The sequence below is a fragment of the Pseudomonas sp. 2VD genome, from assembly GCF_005503585.1.
Taxonomy (GTDB): Bacteria; Pseudomonadota; Gammaproteobacteria; order Pseudomonadales; family Pseudomonadaceae; genus Pseudomonas; species Pseudomonas aeruginosa.
In genome coordinates this window covers 14301-28588 of record NZ_SCND01000003.1, presented here as the reverse complement: position 1 = coordinate 28588, position 14288 = coordinate 14301, and the positions used below count along the sequence as shown (strand labels likewise).

General features: G+C 68.0%; 18 protein-coding genes. 5 read left to right on the top strand and 13 right to left on the bottom strand.

Going from position 1 to position 14288, the window contains the following annotated elements; all coding sequences use genetic code 11:
• Positions 1 to 165 precede the first annotated feature (165 nt).
• Positions 166 to 483 (bottom strand): Mpo1-like protein, encoded by a 318-nt coding sequence (locus FFS27_RS00695; protein ID WP_003091504.1) that lies wholly within the window; start codon positions 481 to 483, stop codon positions 166 to 168.
• 142 nt (positions 484 to 625) lie between these two features.
• On the opposite strand from FFS27_RS00695, the gene FFS27_RS00690 reads away from it, so the two are divergent.
• Entirely contained in the window at positions 626 to 1639 is a 1014-nt protein-coding gene (locus FFS27_RS00690; RefSeq protein ID WP_031635171.1) for an AraC family transcriptional regulator, read from the top strand.
• 22 nt (positions 1640 to 1661) lie between these two features.
• Here the strand turns inward: FFS27_RS00690 and FFS27_RS00685 are convergent, their stop codons facing one another.
• The 5 genes from FFS27_RS00685 to FFS27_RS00665 form a co-directional block, all read right to left on the bottom strand.
• Positions 1662 to 2306 (bottom strand): ABC-type transport auxiliary lipoprotein family protein, encoded by a 645-nt coding sequence (locus FFS27_RS00685; protein ID WP_003109195.1) that lies wholly within the window; start codon positions 2304 to 2306, stop codon positions 1662 to 1664.
• Positions 2303 to 3250, bottom strand: a complete 948-nt coding sequence (locus FFS27_RS00680; protein ID WP_137951909.1) for an MlaD family protein — start codon at positions 3248 to 3250, stop codon at positions 2303 to 2305. Before FFS27_RS00680 ends, FFS27_RS00685 begins: the two co-directional genes overlap by 4 nt.
• Positions 3243 to 4037, bottom strand: a complete 795-nt coding sequence (locus tag FFS27_RS00675) for an ABC transporter ATP-binding protein (protein WP_137951908.1) — start codon at positions 4035 to 4037, stop codon at positions 3243 to 3245. The genes FFS27_RS00680 and FFS27_RS00675 overlap by 8 nt, the downstream gene beginning before the upstream one ends.
• Entirely contained in the window at positions 4034 to 5179 is a 1146-nt protein-coding gene (locus tag FFS27_RS00670; protein WP_004363206.1) for an MlaE family ABC transporter permease, read from the bottom strand. Before FFS27_RS00670 ends, FFS27_RS00675 begins: the two co-directional genes overlap by 4 nt.
• Positions 5180 to 5245: 66 nt before the next feature.
• On the bottom strand, positions 5246 to 6700 hold the full coding sequence (locus FFS27_RS00665) for a TrkH family potassium uptake protein (protein ID WP_003091497.1): 1455 nt from the start codon (positions 6698 to 6700) through the stop codon (positions 5246 to 5248).
• A 157-nt stretch (positions 6701 to 6857) separates the two neighbouring features.
• On the opposite strand from FFS27_RS00665, the gene FFS27_RS00660 reads away from it, so the two are divergent.
• Together FFS27_RS00660 and FFS27_RS00655 are read left to right on the top strand one after the other, a co-directional pair.
• Complete coding sequence (locus tag FFS27_RS00660) at positions 6858 to 7229, top strand: YkgJ family cysteine cluster protein (protein WP_003114826.1); 372 nt, start codon at positions 6858 to 6860, stop codon at positions 7227 to 7229.
• A gap of 64 nt (positions 7230 to 7293) precedes the next feature.
• Positions 7294 to 7854: a nitroreductase family protein gene (locus tag FFS27_RS00655; protein WP_003109199.1), complete on the top strand. Its 561-nt coding sequence runs from the start codon at positions 7294 to 7296 to the stop codon at positions 7852 to 7854.
• Here the strand turns inward: FFS27_RS00655 and FFS27_RS00650 are convergent.
• The 7 genes from FFS27_RS00650 to FFS27_RS00620 form a co-directional block, all read right to left on the bottom strand.
• Positions 7835 to 8311: a hypothetical protein gene (locus tag FFS27_RS00650; RefSeq protein WP_003138434.1), complete on the bottom strand. Its 477-nt coding sequence runs from the start codon at positions 8309 to 8311 to the stop codon at positions 7835 to 7837. The two genes, FFS27_RS00655 and FFS27_RS00650, sit on opposite strands and share 20 nt — an antisense overlap.
• Positions 8312 to 8354: 43 nt before the next feature.
• Positions 8355 to 9692 carry a sensor histidine kinase gene (locus FFS27_RS00645; protein ID WP_003091493.1) on the bottom strand — a complete coding sequence of 446 codons (1338 nt, stop codon included), beginning with the start codon at positions 9690 to 9692 and terminating at the stop codon, positions 8355 to 8357.
• 114 nt (positions 9693 to 9806) lie between these two features.
• On the bottom strand, positions 9807 to 10247 hold the full coding sequence (locus tag FFS27_RS00640; protein WP_003091492.1) for a Spy/CpxP family protein refolding chaperone: 441 nt from the start codon (positions 10245 to 10247) through the stop codon (positions 9807 to 9809).
• A gap of 128 nt (positions 10248 to 10375) precedes the next feature.
• On the bottom strand, positions 10376 to 11053 hold the full coding sequence (locus FFS27_RS00635; RefSeq protein ID WP_003091491.1) for a response regulator transcription factor: 678 nt from the start codon (positions 11051 to 11053) through the stop codon (positions 10376 to 10378).
• A gap of 10 nt (positions 11054 to 11063) precedes the next feature.
• On the bottom strand, positions 11064 to 11432 hold the full coding sequence (locus FFS27_RS00630; protein ID WP_003111064.1) for a hypothetical protein: 369 nt from the start codon (positions 11430 to 11432) through the stop codon (positions 11064 to 11066).
• Positions 11433 to 11607: 175 nt separating this feature from the next.
• Complete coding sequence (locus tag FFS27_RS00625; protein ID WP_003091489.1) at positions 11608 to 11907, bottom strand: YciI family protein; 300 nt, start codon at positions 11905 to 11907, stop codon at positions 11608 to 11610.
• Position 11908: 1 nt separating this feature from the next.
• Positions 11909 to 12496 carry a septation protein A gene (locus FFS27_RS00620; RefSeq protein ID WP_003091488.1) on the bottom strand — a complete coding sequence of 196 codons (588 nt, stop codon included), beginning with the start codon at positions 12494 to 12496 and terminating at the stop codon, positions 11909 to 11911.
• Between the two features lie 214 nt (positions 12497 to 12710).
• Here FFS27_RS00620 and FFS27_RS00615 point away from each other — a divergent pair, with 214 nt between their 5' ends.
• Both FFS27_RS00615 and FFS27_RS00610 read left to right on the top strand, forming a co-directional pair.
• A complete protein-coding gene (locus tag FFS27_RS00615; protein WP_003138435.1) occupies positions 12711 to 13598 on the top strand; it encodes a PHP domain-containing protein in 888 nt (295 codons plus the stop codon).
• Entirely contained in the window at positions 13595 to 14224 is a 630-nt protein-coding gene (locus tag FFS27_RS00610) for an L-threonylcarbamoyladenylate synthase (protein ID WP_003091486.1), read from the top strand. Before FFS27_RS00615 ends, FFS27_RS00610 begins: the two co-directional genes overlap by 4 nt.
• Positions 14225 to 14288: the final 64 nt, after the last annotated feature.

The window sequence follows — 14288 nt, the reverse complement described above, 5'->3', positions numbered from 1 at the left end:
TTCCGCCTGGGGAATGGCGGGTGGCCAGGTTGCTGGCGGAATCTTAACCAAGCGTTTGCGCGGCGGCCAGTGACAGCTGAGCGATAGTTCAGGAAAGCGCGCCGATCCGGGACCGACGGTCGTCCCGGGGGAGCGACCGGCCCGGGGGCCAGTCGCGCGGATGGGTCAGAAGCGGATGCGGCCGGTGAAGGCGTCCTTGAGCATCACCCAGTCGCCCATGAACGACCACAGCGGGTACTTGAAGGTGGCCGGGCGGTTCTTCTCGAAGACGAAGTGGCCGACCCAGGCGAAGCCGTAGCCCACCAGCGGCAGCGCCAGCAGCCATAGCCACTGCTGGCTGGCCACGGCGAGGAAGAGCACCGCCAGCACCAGCAGGCTGCCGACGTAGTGTAGGCGGCGGCACACCGCATTGCTGTGTTCCTGCAGGTAGTAGGGGTAGAACTCGGCGAAACTGTGGAAACGCTCGTCGTCAGGGCTGCTCATGGAATGCCTCCTCTCGTTGTGTCCGCGCAGTGTAGTGCGAGCCGCTCGATGTCGCGGATGACATACAGGGCCAGTTTAGTATCCTTGGGCCGCCAGGCCGGTCGACGGTCGGCGTGCCTCCCGCCAGAACAAGAAGAGACCGATGCCGGAACGTACAACCTTGTCCAGCTGGGTCCAGGGCATCGTCCTCGCCCTGGAGCTGGAAGGCCTCGACGGACGCCAGCTGTTCGCCGAGCTGGGCCTCGACTACCAGGCCCTGCAGGACCCCGACGCGCGCTTCCCGCAGGATGCGATGAGCCGTCTGTGGCTGCGTGCGGTGGCGCTCAGCGGCAACCCGGCGATCGCCCTGAACATCGCCCGGGTCCGGCGCCCGGCTTTCCACGTCGTCGGCTATGCGCTGATGTCGAGCCGCAACCTGGCGGAAGGCTTCGCGCGCCTGGAACGCTACCAGCGGATCATCGCGGAAGCCTCCGACCTGACTTTCCGCCGCACGCCGCAGGGCTATCGACTCGGCGTCACGGTGCATGGCGATCGCCTGCCGGCGCCGCCGCAGAGTGCCGAATGCTCGCTGGCCTACCTGGTGGACATGGTCCGCTGGATCACCGGCCGGCCGCTGGACCCGCTGGCGGTGGAACTGCCCGGCGCGCCCCGCGAGCCGCTGGCACCCTATGCCGAGCTGTTCCGCGCGCCACTGCGCTTTCACGCCGAGGAGTTCGCGCTGGTGTTTTCCCGCGTCGACCTCGAGACGCCACTACCCTCGGCCAACGAGGCGCTGGCCCAGTTGCACGATCGCTTCGCCGGCGAATACCTGGCGCGTTTCAGCACCAGCCGCATCACCCATCTGGCCCGGCAGGCCCTGTGCCGGCTGTTGCCGCAGGGAGAACCCAAGCGCGAACGGGTGGCCCAGGCGCTGCACCTGTCGCAGCGCACCTTGCAACGACGCCTCCAGGAAGAGGGCACCAGCTACCAGCAACTGCTCGACGACACACGTCGGGATATGGCCGATCAGTATCTCCAGCAGCCCGGCCTGACCTTGCTGGAAGTCGCCTACCTGCTGGGTTTCGCCGATCCGAGCAATTTCTTCCGGGCATTCCGCCGCTGGTTCGGCTGCACGCCCAACGAATACCGGGCGCGCCGCCAGGAGCGCCCGGGCTAGTCGCTAGGCCAGGCGGGACGCTTCAGGGCTGCACGGCGGGTTGCGCCGAGGCCTGGCGTAGGGTCCAGTCGAGAACCTGGGCCGACAGCGTATCGCCGGCCTTGCCGAAGGCGCTGACCACCGCCGCGACCTTCTTGCCATCCACCGGCTGGCTGACCTCGAAACGCCGGCTGGCGACCACGCGCTTGTCGTCGGTACGCACCAGGCGCGCGTCGTAGCGGATCAGCGCGCTGGCCTGGCCGTTCGGGTACTCGGTCTGGAAGGCGCGAAGGTCGCCGCCCAGTTCGAAATCGGCCTGCAGGTTGCTGTCGTCGCTGCTCAGGCCGCGGACCCGGCCGTCGGCCTGGAACGCCTGCATCAGACGGTCACGCAGCAGCGACGGTGCCGGATCGCTCCAGCGCGCGCCCTGGTACACGCTGATTTCGTCGCCGTGCGGGCGCACCGCGATGCGCGGGCTCTCCAGCACCAGGCTGGTACGCGGCCGGGCGATCCGCAGCGACCAGTCGACCGGCCGCGCGGCGGCGCTGGCCGGAGGGTTGTGCACCGGTAGCAGGTAGACCTGGAGGACCTGCGCCTCCGGCAGGATCGAGCAGGCGCCGAGGGTGGCGAGCGCGGCCAGGCCGGCGGCCAGGGACAGGCGACGCAGCGGGCGAAGGGCGAGCCTCATGGGGTGAACTCCTTGGTTTTTTCCCGGCCCAGCAGGTAGTTCGCCGGGTTCTCTTCCAGGCGCCGGCTGATTCCGCGCAGTGCCGCCAGGGTATCGCGCAGTTCGCTGACCGCCGGGCCCAGCTCGGCGAGTCCCTGGATGCCGCCGTCCAGCGAGTGGCGATTCTCGCTGATCAACTGGTCGAGGGTGGCGCTGGTGCGCTCCAGCGAAGCCATGGTCTTGTTGGCGTTTTCCAGCATCCCCTTGCCTTGCTCGTTGAGCAGGCCGTTGGCGCTGCGCATCAACTCGCTGGCCTGGGCCAGCGCGGCGTTGGCCTGCCTGCTCGCCTGGGCCAACTGCTGCATCACCGCGCTGACGTTCTCGCGCTCGGCGGAGAGCGCGCCGGTGGCCTGGTCGAGATGGTCGAGGGTGCGGCTGATGCGCGCTGTGTTTTCCTCGGAGAGCAGGTTGCTGAAGCGCGCGATGAGCTGGTTGATGTTGCCCATCAGGTCTTCGCCGTTGCTCAGCAACTGGGTCAGCGGCGAGGGCGTGGCGACGATCACCGGGATCTTCCCGTCCTTGCCCTCCAGCATCGGGCTGGCGGGCGTGCCGCTGCTGAGCTGGATGATCGAGGTGCCGGTGATCCCGGTGAGCGCCAGCTTGGCGGTGGTGTCCTGCTTGATCGGCGCGCTGGCCACCACGCGGATGCGTGCCCAGACCTTGCGCGGGTCCTTCGGATCGAGGCGGAGGAAGGCCACGTCGCCGACCTTGATCCCGCTGTACTGCACCGAGCTGCCCTGGGAAAGGCCGCTGACCGCTTCGTTGAAGACGATGTCGTAGTAGTTGAACTTGCCCTCCGAGCCGGACTTGGCCAGCCACAGGCCGAAGAGCAGGGCGGCGCCGATCACGATCACGCTGAACAGGCCGATCAACACATGGTGGGGTCGGGTTTCCCTCTCAGTGATTCTCCGGGTCGGCGGCGGCTTGGTGGGCGGCGCGCCCGCGCGGCCCGTGGAAGTATTCGCGAACCCAGGCGTCGTCGGTGGCGGCGACCCGTTCCAGGGTGTCGACCACCAGGACCTTCTTCTGCGACAGCACGGCGACCCGGTCGCAGATGGTGTACAGGGTGTCCAGGTCATGGGTGACCATGAACACCGTCAGGCCGAGGGCGTCGCGCAGGGTACGGATCAGGTTGTCGAAGGCCGCCGCGCCGATCGGGTCGAGGCCGGCGGTGGGCTCGTCGAGGAACAGGATGTCCGGGTCCAGCGCCAGGGCGCGGGCCAGGGCGGCGCGCTTGATCATGCCGCCGGAAAGCGAGGCCGGATACTTGTCGCCGGCGTTGGCCGGTAGCCCGGCCAGGGCCAGCTTGACCTGGGCCAGGTGCTCGGCGTCGGCGCGCGGCAGGCCGGCGTTCTCGATCAGCGGCAGGGCGACGTTCTCCACCACGGTAAGCGAGGAAAACAGCGCGCCCTGCTGGAACAGCACGCCGAAGCGCCGTTCGACCAGGGAGCGGCGCTCCTCCGGCAGTTGCAGCAGGTCTTCGCCGAACACCCGCACGCTGCCGGAGGTCGGCCGGCGCAGGCCGACGATACTGCGCAGCAGCACCGACTTGCCGGTGCCGGAGCCGCCGACCACGCCGAGGATCTCGCCGCGACGGACGTCGAGGTCGAGGTGCTCGTGGACCGCCTGGGCGCCGAAACGGTTGCACAGGTCGCGGACCTGGATGATCGCCTGCGGGTTGTCCTGGCTCACCAGCCCATCTCCATGAAGAACAGCGCGGCGAGGGCGTCGAGCAGGATCACCACGAAGATCGAGTGGACCACGCTGGTGGTGGTGTGCTCGCCCACCGACTGGGCGCTGCCGCTGACCTTGAAGCCTTCCAGGCAGCCGATCACGGCGATCAGGAAGGCAAACAGCGGGGCCTTGCTGATACCGACCAGGAAATGCTGTACGCCGATTCCGTCCTCCATGATCGACAGGAACATCGCCGGCGGGATGTCCAGGGTCCAGGCGCAGACGGTCATGCCGCCGACGATGCCGCAGAGCATGCCGACGAAGGTCAGCATCGGCAGCGATACCAGCAGCGCCAGCACCCGCGGCAGCACCAGCAGCTCGATGGGGTTGAGGCCGAGGGCGCGGATCGCGTCGATCTCCTCGTTGGCCTTCATCGAACCGATCTGCGCGGTGAAGGCGCTGGCGGTACGGCCGGCCATGAGGATCGCGGTGAGCAGCACGGCGAACTCGCGGAGGAAGGAGAACACCACCAGGTTGACCGTGTAGATGGTCGCGCCGAAGTTGGCCAGCACCGTGGCGCCGAGGAAGGCGATCACCGCGCCGACCAGGAAGGTCAGCAGGGCGATGATCGGCACCGCGTCCAGGCCGCTCTTCTCGATGTTCGCCACCAGCGGCGTGACCCGCCAACTGGCCGGGCGGACCAGGCTGCGGAGCAGGGTCTCCAGGGTCAGGCCGATGAAGCCGAGGAGTGCCTTGAGGTGCAGCCAGAAGGTCTCCATGGCACAGCCGATGCGAGCCAGCAGTTCGATGGCGGTGGTCGGCGGCTTGGGTTTTTCCGGTTCGCAGAAGTCGTGCAGGGCGTGGCCGACGGTCTTCAGCAGGGCCTGGCGCTCGCGCGGCAGGCCGGGCTCCAGCTCGGCGAGGTCGGCCAGGCGCTCGGCGCCGAGCAATTCGGCGAGCAGGGCGGCGCCGGCGGTATCCAGGGCGCCCAACTGGCTCAGGTCGAAGCTGGCGTTGCCCGCCACTTCGCTGCGCAGGCGCGTCACCTCGCGCTCCAGAGCCGTGTAGTGGGCGAGCGTCCAATCACCTATGGCTCTGACGCGGGCGGGCTGGGTGGAGCTATCCAGGCTCACGTGGCCGGGTTGCGGCTGTGTCGTCATGGTGCAGAAGCTTACACCGGCTTTTCAGTCCCTGAGTAGAGCCATTGCAGACAGGCCCGTGAGCGCTCAGTGGCGCCAGAACGCCGGGGTCAGCAGGACCAGCACGGTGATGATCTCCAGGCGGCCGAGCAGCATGCCGGCGGCCAGCAGCCACTTGGCGGCGTCCGGCAGGCTGGCGAAGTTGCCCGAGGGGCCGATGATGGGGCCCATCCCCGGGCCTACGCCGGCCACGGTGCTGGCGGCGCCGGTGAGGGCGGTCATCCAGTCCAGGCCGATCAGCGACAGGCAGAGGGCGAGCAGGCAGACGACGATGGCGAAGAAGAACGAGAAGGTCAGGATCGAGCGGACGATTTCCTCGTCCAGGCGATGGCCGTTGTAGTTCTGCTTGAGCACCGCGCGCGGGTGGATCAACTGGTAGAGGTTGGCCTTGAGCAGGGTGTAGGCGACCTGGAAGCGGAAGATCTTGATGCCGCCGGCGGTAGAGCCGGAGCAACCGCCGATGAAGCCGAGGTAGAAGAACAGCATGATCGAGAAGTGCCCCCACATGCTGTAGTCGCCGAGGGCGAAGCCGGTGGTGGTGACCACCGAGGTGACATTCACCGCGACGATGCGGAAGGCATCCATCCAGGGCAGCTTGGAGGTTACCGCGTACCAGGTGCCCATCAGCAGCCAGGTCACCAGCAGCAGGCCGAGCAGGCCGCGGACCTGCTGGTCCTTGATCAGCGCCTTGCGGTGTCCGCGCAGGGTGGCGACGTAGAGCGCGAACGGCAGGCTGCCGAGGATCATCACCACTACCGCGGTCCAGTGCACCGCCGGCTGCTTCCACTTGGCCAGGGATTGGTCGGAGGTGGAGAAACCGCCGGTGGAAATCGCCGACATGGCGTGGTTGACCGCGTCGAACGGGCTCATGCCGGCGCCCCAGAAGGCCAGGCTGCCGAGCAGGGTGATGCCGACATAGGTGGCGACGATGTACTTGGCGACCATGTGCGAGCGTGGCAGGACCTTTTCCGAGCGGTCCGAGGATTCGGTCTGGAACAGGCGCATGCCGCCGATCCGCAGCATCGGCAGGATCGCCACGGCCATGGCGATGAAGCCGATGCCGCCCAGCCAGTGCAGCAGCGAGCGCCAGATGAGGATGCCCGGGGACATGTCGTCCAGCCCGCTGAGCACGGTGGAGCCGGTGGCGGTGATCCCCGACATGCTTTCGAAGAAGGCATCGGTGTAGCTGATGTGCTGCTGCAGGACGAACGGCAGGGCGGCGAAGATGCATACCAGCACCCAGCTCGATACGGTGAGCATGTACATGTCCCGCGGGCGCAGGTGGACATGCTCGGGACGCCCCGGCAGGACCAGGCCGAGGCCGGTGACGAAGGTGGCGACGCTGGACCAGATGAACGCCTGGATGCCTTCGGTACGGTCGAAGGCGAGCATGGTCAGGATCGGGACCAGCATGCTGGCGGCCAGAGTGATCAGGAAGATGCCGATGATGAAACCGAGGATGCGTAGGGTCGGCAAGGCCATGGATCGTGGGGCTCTGGGCGGTGGCGGACCGGTCATTCTACCAGCCGTCCGCGGAGAGTAAATCTGCCGCTGCGCCCCTCTTCACAGCAGCCGCGAAATCGCTAGAATCTCGCTTCGCCCGCCGGCGCTCGCCGGTTTCTCTGGTGTTCTGCCAACCATGTCCACTGACAATCCGTGTCTTACCTGCGGCGCCTGCTGTGCGCATTTTCGTGTGTCTTTCTATTGGGGCGAGTGCCGTTCCGCAGGCGGCGTCGTACCCGACGAACTGACCGTCCGCATCAGCCCGCAGATGGTCGCCATGAGCGGTACCGAGAACAAGCCGGCGCGCTGCGTCGGGCTGCTCGGCGAGGTCGGTTGCGGCGTTCGCTGCACCGTCTACGAGCAGCGCTCGAGTACCTGCCGCGAGTTCGAGGCGGCCTGGGCCAACGGCCAGCCCAACCCGGCCTGCGATGCCGCGCGCGCCGCCTACGGCCTGCCACCGCTGACCCCGCCGCTGCAGCCGCACCTGGCGCCGGGACGGGTCGCCTGAGAGCGGGCGTGAGCCTGGCGATTGCGTCTACAATGGCGATTTCGTTTCTGACAGGAGTTCGCCCATGGAGGCTCTCGACGCCTTGCTCACTCGCGTTTCCCACGCCCGCCTGAGCGATCCCGCGCCCTCGCCGGAGCAGCTCGACCGGCTGTTCCGGGTCGCCTTGCGTGCCCCGGACCACGGGCAACTGCGGCCCTGGCGCTTCATCGTGGTAGAAGGCGAAGGCCGCCGGGCCCTGGGCGACCTCTACGCCCGCGCCCTGGCGAGCCGCCAGCCGGACGCCGCCGAGGAAGCGCTGGCCAAGGCCCGCAACATGCCGCTGCGGGCACCGCTGCTGGTCGTGGCGGTCGCCTGCCTGCAGGATCACCCGAAGGTGCCGCATGGCGAGCAACTGCTGGCCGCCGGCTGCGCTGCCCACGGCCTGGTGCTGGGCGCCTATGCCCAGGGACTGGGGGCGATGTGGCGGACCGGCGAGATGGCCACCGATCCGGTGGTGCACGCCGGCTTGGGGCTCGGCGAGCAGGAGCGGATCATCGGTTTCGTCTACCTGGGTACGCCGATGGGCGAGTTGCGCACGCCGGCGGAACTCGACCCGACGGCCTTCGTCAGCGCCTGGCCGGGCTGAGCGGCAACAGCAGGCGTACGCACCAATACGCGCCCTGGGCGTGCCAGAGCAGTCGTCCGCCCTGCCATCCGGCCAGTCGTCGGGCGGCTTCCACGGCCGCCGGCAGCCAGCGCCGGCCTTCTTCCGCCTGGCCGAGGATGTCTAGGCGCAGCCGGCCGTGGCGCGCGTCCAGCGCCGGATTCAGCGTGATGCGCTGCCACGGGCGGGCCTGCGCGGCGCCGCCGAGCAGGCCGTAGAGCGCCTCGTGCAAGGCCGGGCGCCAGCTCTCCAGCGGCCAGGTGCCGCGCTCCGGCAGGCTCAGGTCGAGGCGCGCCCAGCGTTGCCGCAGTTGCTGGACGACCTGTCCCAGCTCGACCGCCAGGACCAGCGATTGCGGCTCGTCGCCGGGAAGTTCCGGCGGTGCGATGGCCTGGGCGAGCGGGCGTTCATCGAGGAACAACGAAGCGGGAAGAGTCATGCCGGATGCTCCAGGGGGAAGTGCCGCGCATCAGGGCGCGGCGTCATTCGGTCGCCTTGCGCCGTAGCGGCAGGCTGAGGGTGGCGATGAAGCCGCCGTCGGGATGGTTGCCCAGGCGCAGGTGCCCGCCGTGGCGCTCGATGGCGCGGCGGGCGATGGCCAGGCCCAGGCCGTGTCCCGGGCTGCTCTGGTTGGGTGCGCGGAAGAACGGTTCGCCCAACTGCTCCTGCAGTTCGACGGCGATGCCCGGCCCATGGTCGCGGACGCTCAGGCGCAGGTAGTCGCCGGCGCTGCTGGCGCGCACCTCCAGCGGTTGGCCGGCGGGGTTGAAGCGCACGGCGTTGCGCAGCAGGTTGTCCACCGCGCGCTCGAACATGTCCGGCCAGCCGTCGATGCTCAGGTCAGGCGCCACTTCCAGGCGGATATCCTGCTCCGGAGCCAGCAGCAGGGCGTCTTCGCGCAGCCGCTGGAGCAGCGGCAGCAGGGCGATCCGTTGGCTCGCGCCGGGTTCGGCGTCGAGCCGGGCGAGGGCGAGGATCTCGCCGATCAGCGCTTCCAGGCGGTCGCATTCCTGTTCCAGGCGCGGCCACATCTGCGCCCGCGCTTGCGGTTCGGCGCGTTCGGCCAGGGCCAGGGCGATGCGCAGGCGCGCCAACGGCGAGCGCAGTTCGTGGGACACGTCGCGGAGCAACTGTCGCTGGCTGCCGATCAGGCTTTGCAGGCGTTCGCCCATGCGGTTGAAATCGCGCGCCAGGGTGCCCAGTTCATCGCCGCGCCGCGCCAGGCGGGCCAGGCTGTCCTTCTGGTAGGCGGTCTGGCCGAGGTCGTGCACGGCGCGCCGCAGACGGTTCAGCGGACGGGTGATGGACAGCGTCAGCAGCAGGCTGAACAGGGTCAGCACCACCAGTGCGATGCCCAGCGCGCTGAGCGGCCAGAGCAGGCTGCCGCGGTGCCAGGCCTCCAGCTCCGGGTGCGGGATGCGGTAGATGAACAGATAGGTATGGTTGCTCTGCGGGCTGACGTATTCCTGGCTCAGTTGGCGCCAGGGGAAGCGCGGCAGGTTGCGGTCGCTGGTGCGCGGCGGGCGGTGGCGGGGGCGCGGCAGGTAGGTGCCGTCGACCAGGCGCTGGCCGCTTTCGTCGAGCACCTGGATGGAAATCCCGTAGTCGCGGCGGCGTTGCTCCAGCAAGCCCTGGGCCGCGTAGCTGCCCTGTTCTTCGTAGAGGGCGGTCCACTGCTCGGCGAGATCCTTCAGGCCGGGATGGCGGGCGATGATCCAGGTGTCCTGGTTCAGCGCGCGACCCAGCAGGATGGAAAGCCCGGCTACCAGCAGCAGGGCCAGCCAGAAGGCGGCGAGGATTCGCCAGAAGAGTGAACGCATGGTTTTCCTGTTGAATCGCATGTCGGGCCGGCCGCGTGGGTAAACCTCTAGGATATGCGATTCCGGCTGGTCGGAAGACCGCTACCGGAGGACCCGGTAGCGGTGGCTCGGACGTCAGTTGGACTTCTTGTCGGCCTTCCATTGCTGGAATTCGGCCCACTCTGCCTTGCGCTGCTCGCGCTTCTTCTGCAGTTCGTCGAACTTCTTCTGCTGCTCGGGGGTGAGCAGGGCGCGGATGTCCTTCTGGGTCTTCTCGTGGCTGGCCTTGAGTTCGTCCTTCAGGGCCTTCTGCTCGGCCGCCGGCAGCTTGGCCAGGTAGCGCTGGGTGATCTCGTGGCGGGCCTTCATCTGTTCGCCCATCAGTTTGCCCATCTGCTGGCGCTGTTCGCGGGTCAGGTTCAGTTCCTTCATCGGGCCGCCATGCCGGGGACCGTGCTGGCCCATCATGTGGCCGCCTTCCATCGGCGGGGGCGGCAGGTCGTTGGCGGCGGGCGCGGCCATGGCGAAGGTCGGCAGGGCGGCGGCGATGAACAGGGCGGTTAGCGTCTTGCGCATGGTGTTTCTCCTTTCTGGGTCCGGCCATTTACCGGATGAGCCCAGTCTAGGGAGGTCAAGGTCAAGCGCGGTCAGCCCTGGGTAAAGCTTGGGTAAAGACCTTGTGTCGGCGGGCTGACGAAACCCGCTCAGTGGCTGTAGTAGTAGCCGCGGCCGCGCAGGGCGAGGATGCGCGGGCTGCCGTCGGGGTGGCTGCCGAGCTTCTTGCGCAGGTTGCTGACGTGCATGTCCAGGCTGCGGTCGTAGAGGGTCAGCTTGCGGCCCAGCGCCAGTTGCGCCAGGGCCTGCTTGTCCAGCGGCTCGCCGGGCTGGCGCAGGAGCGCTTCGAGGATGCGGCTTTCGGAAAGGGTCAGGCTGATCTCCTGGCCGTCGATCTGCGCCACGCCGCGCGTCAGGTTCAGCGACAGGTCGCCCAGTTGCATCTGCGCGCTGGGCTGCGCCGGGTGGGTTCGCCGCAGCACGGCGCGCAGCCGTGCGGTGAGTTCGCGCGGGTCGCAGGGCTTGGCCAGGTAGTCGTCGGCGCCCAGTTCCAGACCGAGGATGCGGTCCAGCGGCTCGCCGCGGGCGGACAGCATCAGCACCGGCAGGTCGGGATGGTCGCCGCGCAGTTGCTTGAGCAGTTCCAGGCCGCTGCCGTCCGGCAGCATCACGTCGAGCACCACGGCATCCGGCGTCTGCTCGGCGAGGGCGCGACGGGCCTGGGCGCCGTCGTGGCTGGCACGCACGGAGAAACCTTCCTGGACCAGCCAGGTACCGAGCAGCTCGCAGAGCTCCCGGTCATCGTCGATCAACAGCAGTTCGCTCATCGGGTGTCGCTCAATTGATCCATTCGCGTCGCTGTCGCCGGCGGCCGCGGCTCAGGGCGCCGAGGACGAACGCGAGCAGGGCGGTGGCGGCGCCGGCGACATACCAGGTCTGCTCTTCTGTGAGCAGCGGCGGTTGCCGCTGCGCCTGGGCCGCCTGCAACTGCTCGCGCAACTGGCGGTTCTCCTGGCGCATACGACTGACCAGTTCGTCGCGCTGGCGTTCCGTTTCCACCAGGCGGCGCTCCAGTTCGGCGGTAGCCTGCGCAATGGAAGGCTGCGCGGCTGGAATCGGTGCTGGCGCGGGTTCCTCGGCCTGGGCCAGGGAAGCTCCCAGGCTCAGGCTCAGCAGCAGGCAATGGGCAGTGGATGGACGCATCATGACTCCTTGTACCGATGAAGCGACGGATTGCACTGTCTTCCGGTTCGCCCTTCCGGCTTGGCGAAAGCGCCGGGCCGGCCTGGTTGCGCTGCGGCGGGCACCGGAAAGCGGCGTCCGGTGCGAAAACGTTTGCCGGGAGGGCGACCGGGCCGGCCGCCGGTACCCGGCGACTGCCTCAGGGCAGGACTTTCTTGAACGGCTTGACCACCACCTCGGCATACACCCCGGCGGCCCGGTAGGGGTCGGCCTCGGCCCAGCTCTGCGCCGCGGCCAGGGAATCGAATTCGGCGACGATCAGGCTGCCGGTGAAGCCGGCGGCGCCCGGGTCGTTGCTGTCGATCGCCGGGTGCGGGCCGGCGAGTACCAGGCGGCCTTCTTCCTTCAGCTGTTCGAGACGGGCCAGGTGGGCCGGGCGGCTGGCCAGGCGGCGTTCCTGGGAAGCGGGGATGTCACGGGCGATGATCGCGTAGAGCATGTCAGTCCTTGGGCTTTTCGCCGGTATCGGCGTCGTGCAGGTGGCGAGCCAGGAACAGGCCCTGGCCGATCAGGAACAGCAAGGTCATGCCGAGGCTGCCGAACACCTTGAAGTCCACCCAGAAGTTCGGATAGGTGAAGACCACGTACAGGTTGGCGAAGCCGCACACCAGGAAGAACACCACCCAGGCGATGTTCAGGCGCACCCAGAGGCCCTGCGGCAACTGGATGGCATGGCCCATGATGCGCTGGATCATCGGCTTGTCGCCGATGAAGTGACTGCCGGCGAAGGCCAGGGCGAACAGCCAGTTGACCAGCGGCGCCTTCCATTTGAGGAAGGTGTCCTCGTGGAAGGCCAGGGTCAGGCCGCCGAGGACCAGGCAGGCGCCGAGGGTGAACCACTGGCTCTTTTCCAGGTGGCGGTGCTTGAGCCAGAGGGCGCCGTAGACGATCACCGAGGCGAGGATCAGGGTCGCGGTCGCGCCGTAGATGCCACTCAGATTGAACCCGGCGAACTCGACGTTCTGAGGGTCTATCTTGTAGACGATGAAGAACAGGATCAGTGGGATGAAATCGATGAATTGCTTCATGGTGGCAGTCAGGACACGGTTGAAGCGGCATAATAGCAACCTCTGGATGTTCTGAAACAGTCATCCTGTCTTTCCGAATGCGTCAGGCCTGTGCCGCAGGCGCATTCGCCAGGTGGAGCAGGCTCCCCGGCCCATGAACGGTACGTCTCGATACCGCGAGGCAGCGAATCGGCGTTGCTTCATCACCATTCTTCACTGGAATCAGGATTCAGCCATGCGTGTCGATCTGCATTGCCACAGTACCGCCTCCGATGGCGTTCTCGCGCCCGCCGCCCTGGTGCAGCGGGCCCACGAGAAAGGCGTCGGGCTGCTGGCGCTGACCGACCACGACACCCTGGAAGGCTTGCCGGAAGCCCACCAGGCGGCCGCTCGACTCAGTATCGAACTGGTCAACGGCGTCGAGCTGTCCTGCACCTGGGGTGGCGCCACCATCCATGTGCTGGGCTACGGTTTCGACCTCGACGCCGCTCCCCTGCGCCAGGCCACTGAAGCCCTGCACCGCGGCCGCTGGGCGCGCGCCGAGGAAATCGACCGACGGCTGGCGGCCAAGGGTATGCCCGGGGCGCTGGAGGGCGCGCGGGCGATCCAGCGGGCCCTGGGCGACAGCGGCAACGCGCCGGCGCGGCCGCATTTCGCCGAGTTCCTGGTCCAGGGCGGCTGGGTCAAGGATCGCGCCGACGCGTTCCGCAAATGGCTGGGGGCCGGCAAGCTGGGAGACGTCAAGCAGCACTGGCCGACCCTGGAGGAAGTGGTCGGCTGCCTGCGCGAGGCGCGCGCCTGGATCAGCCTGGCGCACCCGTACCATTATGATTTCACCCGGACCAAGCGCCGGCGCCTGGTCGCCGACTTTCTCCAGGCCGGTGGACACGCCATCGAGGTGGTCAATGGGGTGCAGCCGGCCGAACAGGTCGGTACCCTGTCGATCCTGGCCCGCGAGTTCGGCCTGATGGTCACCGCCGGCAGCGATTTCCACGCGCCGGGCGACTGGTCCGAACTGGGCATGTACCGTGCGGTTCCAGAGGACCTTCCGGCCATGTGGCCGCGTTTCGCCAGGCATTTTCGCGATACCGAACGTCATTCCGAAGCCAAGGGGGCCGAATGAGCCAGTTCTTCCAGATCCATCCGGAAAATCCCCAGCCACGGCTGGTCAAGCAGGCGGTGGAAATCGTCCGCCAGGGTGGGGTGATCGTCTATCCCACCGACTCGTCCTATGCCCTGGGCTGCCGCATCGGCGAAAAGACCGCGGTGGATCGCATCCGCCGCATCCGCCAACTGGACGACAAGCACAACTTCACCCTGGTCTGCCGCGACCTTTCCGAGCTGGGGGTCTATGCCAAGGTCGACACCGGCCTGTTCCGCCTGCTCAAGGCGCACACCCCCGGTCCCTACACCTTCATCCTCAGCGCCACCCGCGAGGTGCCGCGCATGCTCCTGCACCCCAAGCGCCGCACCATCGGCCTGCGCGTGCCGAACTGTCCGATCGCCCGGGCGCTGCTGGAGGAGCTAGGCGAACCGCTGATGAGCGTGAGCCTGATCATGCCCGGCAGCGGCGAGCCACTGAACGATCCCTATGAAATGCGCCAGGTACTGGAACACCAGGTCGACCTGATCGTGGACGGGGGCTATGGCGGCGGCGAGGCCTCCACCGTGATCAGCCTGACCGACACCGATCCCGAAGTGATCCGCGTGGGTTGCGGCGATCCGGCGCCGTTCATGCAGCCGGCCTGAGCGCCGCCCGAATCCGCCCACCACGAGCCTACCGATGCAGGACGATAACCCGGCCAACGCCGAC

Coding starts and splice junctions, on each gene's coding strand:
- FFS27_RS00695 (WP_003091504.1), bottom strand. CDS start 483: ATGAGCAGCCCTGACGACGAGCGTTTCCACAGTTTCGCCGAGTTCTAC.
- FFS27_RS00690 (WP_031635171.1), top strand. CDS start 626: ATGCCGGAACGTACAACCTTGTCCAGCTGGGTCCAGGGCATCGTCCTC.
- FFS27_RS00685 (WP_003109195.1), bottom strand. CDS start 2,306: ATGAGGCTCGCCCTTCGCCCGCTGCGTCGCCTGTCCCTGGCCGCCGGC.
- FFS27_RS00670 (WP_004363206.1), bottom strand. CDS start 5,179: ATGACGACACAGCCGCAACCCGGCCACGTGAGCCTGGATAGCTCCACC.
- FFS27_RS00665 (WP_003091497.1), bottom strand. CDS start 6,700: ATGGCCTTGCCGACCCTACGCATCCTCGGTTTCATCATCGGCATCTTC.
- FFS27_RS00660 (WP_003114826.1), top strand. CDS start 6,858: ATGTCCACTGACAATCCGTGTCTTACCTGCGGCGCCTGCTGTGCGCAT.
- FFS27_RS00655 (WP_003109199.1), top strand. CDS start 7,294: ATGGAGGCTCTCGACGCCTTGCTCACTCGCGTTTCCCACGCCCGCCTG.
- FFS27_RS00650 (WP_003138434.1), bottom strand. CDS start 8,311: ATGACTCTTCCCGCTTCGTTGTTCCTCGATGAACGCCCGCTCGCCCAG.
- FFS27_RS00645 (WP_003091493.1), bottom strand. CDS start 9,692: ATGCGTTCACTCTTCTGGCGAATCCTCGCCGCCTTCTGGCTGGCCCTG.
- FFS27_RS00640 (WP_003091492.1), bottom strand. CDS start 10,247: ATGCGCAAGACGCTAACCGCCCTGTTCATCGCCGCCGCCCTGCCGACC.
- FFS27_RS00635 (WP_003091491.1), bottom strand. CDS start 11,053: ATGAGCGAACTGCTGTTGATCGACGATGACCGGGAGCTCTGCGAGCTG.
- FFS27_RS00630 (WP_003111064.1), bottom strand. CDS start 11,432: ATGATGCGTCCATCCACTGCCCATTGCCTGCTGCTGAGCCTGAGCCTG.
- FFS27_RS00625 (WP_003091489.1), bottom strand. CDS start 11,907: ATGCTCTACGCGATCATCGCCCGTGACATCCCCGCTTCCCAGGAACGC.
- FFS27_RS00620 (WP_003091488.1), bottom strand. CDS start 12,496: ATGAAGCAATTCATCGATTTCATCCCACTGATCCTGTTCTTCATCGTC.
- FFS27_RS00615 (WP_003138435.1), top strand. CDS start 12,711: ATGCGTGTCGATCTGCATTGCCACAGTACCGCCTCCGATGGCGTTCTC.
- FFS27_RS00610 (WP_003091486.1), top strand. CDS start 13,595: ATGAGCCAGTTCTTCCAGATCCATCCGGAAAATCCCCAGCCACGGCTG.